Below are 7,418 nucleotides of genomic sequence, written 5' to 3'. Positions count from 1 at the left end.
GCCGCTGCCGCCACTGCTGCTGCCGCCGCTGCTGCCGCCGCCGCTGCTGCCGCCGCCGCCCACGCCGTTGCCGGCGTTGCCGTTGCCACCACCGGCCCCGTTGTTGTTCGTCGGCGCCGACTGCGTCTCGGGCTCCTGAGTGGTCGCCTCCGGCTCGGCCGTCTCGGTCTGGCTGGTTGTTCGCCGCTCGCTGGTGGTCTCGGCCTCCTGGGTGGGCTCCGGCTGGGTCTCCTCGGGCTGCGTGGGCTCCGGCTGGGTCTCTTCCGGCTGCGTGGGCTCCAGCTGGGTCGTGGCCGGCGGCTCGGGCGCGACCACCTGGTTGTCGTTGACACCGGTCCGCGGCGGGAACGAGACGACCTCGTCCCCGTCCAGAGCCAGCCGGAAGAACTCGCCCCACACCTGCACGGGGAACGTTCCGCCAGTGATCTGGTCCACGCCTGCGATGTCCTGCATCGGCTCCGTGCCGTCACCCTCGTACATCATCACCGACGCAGCCAGCTGCGGGGTGAAGCCGCTGAACCAGGCGGAGAGGTTGTTCGAGCTCGTCCCCGACTTGCCTGCGGCGGGCCGACCGAGGTCACCCGCCCCGGTACCTGAGCCCTCCGTCAGCACCCGCGTCATGGCGTCGGTGACGTCCGCGGCGATGTCGGGGTCGACGACCTCCGAGGAGTCCGGTTCGGCGCTGTAGTCGTAGGTGTCGTTGGTGCTGCTGACCTCGGCCACGATGTAAGGCTGCGCCAGCCGGCCCTCGGCGGCCACCGTGGCGAACGCGCTGGTCATGTCCAGCATCGTGGGCGAGGCGGTGCCGAGGACGTTCGTGAGGTTGTCCTCCAAGCCCTCGGTGTCCTCGGGCAGGCCCAGCTCGCGCGCGACCCGGCTGGTGTTCTCCGGGCCGATCTGTTGGTTGAGCTGGACGAAGACGGTGTTCACCGAGTTGGCGGTCGCGGTGCGTAGGTCGATCTCGCCGAACTGCTCGTCCCGGAAGTTGTTGATCTCCGCCGGCTCGGCCTCGCCGGGGATGTCGAACTGCATCGGGCTGGCACCGCTGTAGGTGTTCTGTGTGCTGACGTCGTCCTGGAGAGCGGCGATGAGAGCGAAGACCTTGAACAGCGACCCCGCTTGCTGGCGGGCGTCGGTGGCGATGTTGAGCTGCTCCTCCTGGTAGTCGGCACCCCCGTACATGGCGGTGACCGCTCCGTCCCCCGGAGTCACCGAGACCAGGCCGGCCCGGAGGTCCTCGGCGTCGGGCGAGTCCGGCATCTCCTCGGCGACGGCCGTCTCGGCAGCCTCCTGGTGCTTGCGGATGATGGTGCTGGTGATCCGCAGACCCCCGCGGTCGATATCGTCCTCGCTGACCTCGAGGTCGTCGACGAGCTCCTGTCGCACCGTCTGCATGAGGTAGCCCGTGGGTCCCTTCTGGTCCTCGGACTGCTGCTCGGAGCGGATCTCGGGGAACGACGCGTCGTCTCCCTCGGCCTCAGAGATCCAACCTTGGCTGACCATGCCCTCGACGACGTACTCGAACCGTTCCTGCGCGCGCTGCTGGTTCCCTTCGGCGTAGCCCGGGTCGAGCAGGGACGGCGCGTTCGTCACGGCCGCGAGGAAGGCGCCCTCGGAGATGTCGACCTCGGAGGCGTCCTTGCCGAAGTAGGCCTGTGCGGCGGTCTGAATGCCGTAGGCACCGCGTCCGTAGTAGATCGTGTTGAGGTAGCGCTCGAGGATCTCGTCCTTGGACAGCTCACGGTCGATCTTGACCGCGATCAGGAGCTCCTGGAACTTGCGCCGGTAGGACTGCTCGCTGGTGAGGTAGTAGTTCTTCACGTACTGCTGGGTGATCGTCGAGCCACCGGCGGTGGAGTCCGAGGTCAGGTTGTTCCAGGCGGCGCGGGCGATGCCGGCCGGTGAGACACCCTCGTTGTCGTAGAAACCGCGGTCCTCGGCCGAGAGCATGGCCTCCTGCGCATGCTCGGGCACCTCGTCCAGCGACACCAGCTCTCGATCCGTCCCCCCGGTGAACCGAGCCAGCTCGGTCTCTCCGTCGGCGTAGTAGATGATCGAGCTCTGCGACTGCGCGAACTCGTTCGGGTCGGGAATGTCGGTGCTGGCGTATCCGATGCCCACCACGGCTGCGAGAGCGAGCACACCCAGCAACACCAGCCCGGCCAGCCACAGCAAGACCCGCTGCCACGTCGGGCGGTGAGAGCCGCTGCTGCCGTGCCGTCTCGAACGACGCGCCGAGGTCGAGGGAGACGAGCTCGAGTCAGGGCTGGGCACTGGTTCTCCTGCAGGTGGGGGACAGTGCCGGTCATTGTGCCCGGTTTGGCTGGACACGCCGGAGATGGCACGATCGATGTATCGACGCGATATATTGAGTGTGTCTCGTGCTGCCGAGGGCCCTGATGTCTGCGTCACCCACATCAGTTGTTCCGCAGGTCGTCCCGGCCGCGCCTGAGGCGTGTGTGCCGTTCGTCCCCGAGTCACCCGAAGGAGGCCAGCGTGAGTCGCCGCTCCGACATGCTCGAGCTGGCCATCCTCGGTCTGTTGCAGGACGCCCCGATGCACGGTTACGAGCTGCGAAAGCAGGTGCACCGGGTCCTCGGGACGGTGCGCGCGCTGTCCTACGGCACGCTCTACCCACGCCTGCGTGATCTTGTCCTGTGGGGGTACTTGCGTGAGGTCGACCGCCCCATCGCCGGGCGGCGAGCCAAGATCACCTACGCGGTGACCCCCGCCGGGCGGGAACGGCTGGCTCACCTCTTGGCCGCCGCCGGCCCGAGCGCCTGGGAGGACGAGGCCTTCGCCGTGCACTTCGCCTTCTTCGGTCGTACCGACGCCAGCGTCCGCCTGCGCATCCTGGAGGGTCGCCGTGCGCGGCTGGAGGAGCGGCTCGCCCTGATCCGGGCCAACGGCCCGGCGCGCAACGCCACCCGACCGGGCGACACCTATCTCACCGAGCTGCACCGCCACGGGGTGGAGTCCGCCGAAGCCGACCTTCGGTGGATCGCTCGGATGATCGACACCGAACGACAGAAAAACGATCGTGCGTTCCGCCAGGTCGGCGACGCACTGGACAAGGAGTAGTCACATGGGTTCCGTGCGCGTCGCCGTCGTCGGCGTTGGCAACTGTGCAAGTTCGCTCGTACAGGGCGTCGAGTACTACAAGGGAGCCGACCCGGCCTCCTCGGTGCCCGGCCTGATGCACGTGATGTTCGGCCCTTACCACGTGCGTGACGTGAACTTCGTCGCCGCGTTCGACGTGGACGCCAAGAAGGTCGGCTTCGACCTGTCCGAGGCGATCTCAGCCAGCGAGAACAACACGATCAAGATTACGGACGTGCCCCCCACCGGGGTCACGGTGCAGCGTGGGCCGACCCTGGACGGCATCGGTCGCTACTACGCGGAGACCATCACCGAGGCCGAGACGGACCCGGTCGACGTCGTCAGCGCGCTGAAAGAGGCCGAGGTCGACGTCATGGTGTCCTACCTGCCGGTGGGCTCGGAGGAGGCCGACAAGTTCTACGCGCAGTGCGCGATCGACGCCGGGGTCGCCTTCGTCAACGCGCTGCCGGTCTTCATCGCCTCCGATCCCGACTGGGCCAAGAAGTTCGAGGACGCCGGGGTGCCCATCATCGGGGACGACATCAAGTCGCAGGTCGGGGCCACGATCACCCACCGCGTGCTCGCGCACCTCTTCGAGGAGCGCGGCGTGGTGCTGGACCGCACCTACCAGCTCAACGTCGGCGGCAACATGGACTTCAAGAACATGTTGGAGCGTGACCGGCTGGAGTCGAAGAAGAAGTCCAAGACCCAGGCCGTCACCTCGAACGTGCAGCACGATCTCGGATCCCGCAACGTCCACATCGGGCCCAGTGACTACGTCCAATGGCTGGATGACCGGAAGTGGGCCTACGTGCGCCTGGAGGGGCGCGCCTTCGGCGACGTCCCGTTGAACATGGAGTACAAGCTCGAAGTGTGGGACTCGCCGAACTCCGCCGGCATCATCATCGACGCCATCCGGGCCGCAAAGATCGCGTTGGACCGTGGTCTAGGAGGCCCCATCCTGTCGGCCTCGGCCTACCTGATGAAGTCCCCGCCGCAGCAGATGCCCGACGCGCTCGGGCGCGCTCAGGTCGAGGCATTCATCTCTGACCAAGTCACGATCTAGCAGTTCCCTCCCGCACGCCACCGACGTGCAATCCCGACCCCATCCGAGGGTCATAGTATCGCCAAGTACGTAAGACTTTCTCGCGAGTTTTACGACACTTGACGGAGCATCGTCCCAGGCCATGGCGTTATGCTAATGGTATGCACCGGCTCAGGTGCTCTTTGATGCGGCTTTGATAGCGGTTACGGTCTACGAGTCCCAGTATTCCCGTACGCGCTATCACGGTCGACGGAAGTCCCTTCCGCTTCGCGGCCCCCTTTTCGTCCCTGCGATTTGGCGCGGAAAGGCATTTCCGCATGGTCTCTGCGTTGCTTTCTCGTCATGCCCGACGTCCCATGGTTGTGGCCGTTCTTCTTTCTTCGCTGACCCTTCTGGGCCCAGGTCCCGCGGCAGTGGCCGACCCGGTTCCTCCACCGGGGCCGGAGGAGGAGTTCGCGGACGAGCACGGCAGCACGGGTGAGGACCCCTTCGTCGGGGAGCCGGACCAGGAGCCGGACATCGGCAGCGAGCCGCTGTCCGGCACGGGGCCGGCGCCGGACCCCGGCGACCTGCCCGCGGAGTGGCGGCGAGAGACGCCGGCCGAGGAGATCGAGCCCTCTGATGCCGAGGAGCTGATGATTCCCGAGGACGAGCTGAGCGCCGACGGCGGCCCGGCTGCCGACGCGGTGCCACGGCCGCCGTCGAAGTCCTTGCCCCGGACCTTGGACGCGGCACCAGGTTGGCAGTACAGCTACTCCTGCGACCCGAACGACAAGCCGGGAATGGTGGCGTTCGCCGAGCTGGTCAGCAAGCACTACAACCGGCCCCGGTACTACACCTCACGTTCGTGCAAGCACAACAACTTCAGCCAGCACCATGAAGGACGTGCGGTGGACTGGTCGATGAACGCCTACAACTCCTCAGACAAGGCCATCGGCGATGCCGTGGCGTACTGGCTGACGAAGAACAACGGCGAGATGGCGCGGCGTTTCGGGGTGCAGTCGGTGATCTGGAACAAGCGGTCCTGGTATCTGTACAGCCCGGGCTCCTGGCGGAGCTACAACGGTCCCAGCCCGCACACGGACCACCTGCACATCTCGTTCACGTGGGACGGGGCGATGAAGCGCACCTCGTGGTGGACCGGCAGGCCGGTCACCACCATCGACCACGGAACCTGCCGGAAGTACGCCGGTCAGTACGCTCCGCGCTACTCGGGCCGGAACACGCGGCGCTGCAGCAGCAGCCTGCCCAACCCCCCGTCCTCGAACTACCCCGTCACGCTGCCCGGCGCACGCAACGACAACGTCAAGGTGGCCCAGCGTGCGCTGGGGTTCACCGGGTCCAGCGTCGACGGAGCGTTCGGCCCGATGACGCTGAAGGCACTGCTGGGCTACCAGCGGAACAAGGGCCTGTACCGCACCGGGGTGCTGACCAATGCCACGTGGAACCGGATGGAGCGCACGTTGGCGTACGCCAAGACCCGGCGAGTGCTGCGAGTCGGGGGAACGAACCGCTACGCGACGGCGGCGAAGATGGCGAGCTACTACCCGACCGGCGGCGACGTCTACATCACGACCGGGCAGAACTTCCCGGACGCGGTGGCCGCCGGCGCCCGGGCCGGCTACCGCAACGACCCGGTCCTGTTGACCACCAAGACCCGTCTGCCCTCGGCGACCATCACCCAGCTGAAGAGGATCAAGCCCAGGCGTGTGTTCATCGTCGGCGGGTCGGGAGCCGTGAGCTACTCGGTGGGTCGGTCTCTGCGCAAGTACGTCTCGAGCGGGAGCAGCGGCATCATCCGCCTCAGCGGCAACGACCGCTACGGGACGGCCGGTGCCGTCGCCAGGCAGTTCGGCAGCCGTCCCACCACGGTGTACGTGGCCACGGGCGCCAAGTACCACGACGCCTTGGTGGCGGCCGCGAGAGCGGGTCACCGCAATGCGCCGGTCCTGCTGACGAAACGGCACTCCGTGCCGTCCGCCACACGCTCGGCCTTGCGCGCAGTGAAACCGGAGCGGATCGTGGTCGTCGGGCGCACCGACGCGGTGAGCAGCACCGCGGCCTCGACCCTGAAGAGGTACGCCACCAAGGGAAGTCTGGTGCGGGTGAGCAGCGTGAACCACAACGGCATCGCGGCCAGGATGGCGGGGTACTACCCCAAGGGCGTGAGCCGGGTGTACGTGGCCACGAGCCGGTCCTACCCCGACGGCCTCAGTGCCGCGGCGCGCGCGGGGACGAAGGGGGCACCGGTGCTCTACGTCGACCGCGACTCGCTCCCCACGGCGACGCGGAACGCGATCAGGGATCTCGACCCGCAACGCATCGTCATCATGGGCGGGACGGGCGCGGTGTCGACCTCGGTGAAGCGAGCGCTGGGCAACGCCCTGCCCTGACCGAGGCAGCCGTGATGGCACACTGCGGGCATGCCCATGCCCACGGCGACCGCGGTCACGACCGTGGTCGTCGTGGGCCGGCATCCGGCGGCGCTGCCGACCGAGTGGCCTTGGCCTGACGGCCTCCTGCAGGCCGACGTGTCGGTGTGGGGGAGCGAGTCACTCCCGGGCGGCGGCAGCGGGTCCCCGGTGTCGGCGGACTCGCGGCACGGTGTCCGCGCGGCCCCGCCACGCGGACTCACCGAACTGGCCCGCTCGGCGGCCGCACGAGCTCGTACCTCGGCCCTCGCCGCACGGGCGGGGGTTCCGGCCGGCTACCTGTGGGCGCTGAAGCGTGACCGCAGCCTGCGGCTGTCGCTTACTCGCGCGGACGTGGTGATCTGTGCCGACCGAGACACCGAGCGGTGCCTGCGCAGCGACCCACGACTCGCCCGAGGGGCGTGGGTGCTGGACCGCAGCCACCTCGCCGAGGCGGGAGCCAGCTGGCAGACCTTGCGGCGGTGGAAGGGCCTCATCGACGCTGTATGCGAGGGGGTGCCCGTCGAGGGCGAGGGCGACAGTGCGCCTCCGCCGGCTCTGCCACCCCCGGCCGGCGTTCCACCGGCACCGCTTCTGCGAGCGCTGGCCCGCTACCTCGAGATCGCCGGAGTCCAGTGTGTCGAACGGCTGCCGCGCAACCGCTCACCGGTCGCGCTGGCGCGCCTGCGGGCCATCCAGCGACAGCTGGGTGTCGAGGACACCTTCGAGACCCAGGCTCTCGAGCTCCGAATGTGGCGCTGCCCGCTGAACGACGTGGACCGCAGGTGCGAGCGAGCCACCCGAGCGGCTCTGAAGAGCTCGGACGAGGCATGGAGAGCCGGGGACCGCACCATGGCCTTTCA

The 7,418-nt window shown here is 68.1% G+C and carries 5 protein-coding genes; 4 read left to right on the top strand and 1 reads right to left on the bottom strand.

Features of this window, described 5'->3' with window-relative positions:
* A partial coding sequence (locus tag VJ976_RS01560) for a transglycosylase domain-containing protein (protein WP_324098235.1) occupies positions 1 to 2,175 on the bottom strand: 2,175 nt, incomplete at its 3' end.
* A gap of 321 nt (positions 2,176 to 2,496) precedes the next feature.
* Here VJ976_RS01560 and VJ976_RS01555 point away from each other — a divergent pair.
* The 4 genes from VJ976_RS01555 to VJ976_RS01540 form a co-directional block, all read left to right on the top strand.
* Positions 2,497 to 3,081: a PadR family transcriptional regulator gene (locus tag VJ976_RS01555; protein WP_324098233.1), complete on the top strand. Its 585-nt coding sequence runs from the start codon at positions 2,497 to 2,499 to the stop codon at positions 3,079 to 3,081.
* Positions 3,082 to 3,085: 4 nt separating this feature from the next.
* Positions 3,086 to 4,165 (top strand): inositol-3-phosphate synthase, encoded by a 1,080-nt coding sequence (locus tag VJ976_RS01550; RefSeq protein ID WP_324098232.1) that lies wholly within the window; start codon positions 3,086 to 3,088, stop codon positions 4,163 to 4,165.
* Positions 4,166 to 4,557: 392 nt separating this feature from the next.
* Positions 4,558 to 6,537, top strand: a complete 1,980-nt coding sequence (locus VJ976_RS01545; protein ID WP_324098230.1) for a cell wall-binding repeat-containing protein — start codon at positions 4,558 to 4,560, stop codon at positions 6,535 to 6,537.
* Positions 6,538 to 6,567: 30 nt separating this feature from the next.
* Positions 6,568 to 7,418, top strand: an 851-nt coding sequence (locus VJ976_RS01540) for a hypothetical protein (RefSeq protein WP_324098228.1), incomplete at its 3' end; no start/stop codon positions are given.

Source organism: Ornithinimicrobium sp. (assembly GCF_035267225.1).
Classification (GTDB): domain Bacteria; phylum Actinomycetota; class Actinomycetes; order Actinomycetales; family Dermatophilaceae; genus Ornithinicoccus.
The sequence above is the reverse complement of the archived record's forward strand: the minus strand, read 5'-3'. Positions and strand labels throughout refer to the sequence as shown.

Excerpts from the sequence above, each read along its gene's own strand:
- VJ976_RS01550 (WP_324098232.1), top strand. The coding sequence starts at position 3,086 with ATGGGTTCCGTGCGCGTCGCCGTCGTCGGCGTTGGCAACTGTGCAAGT.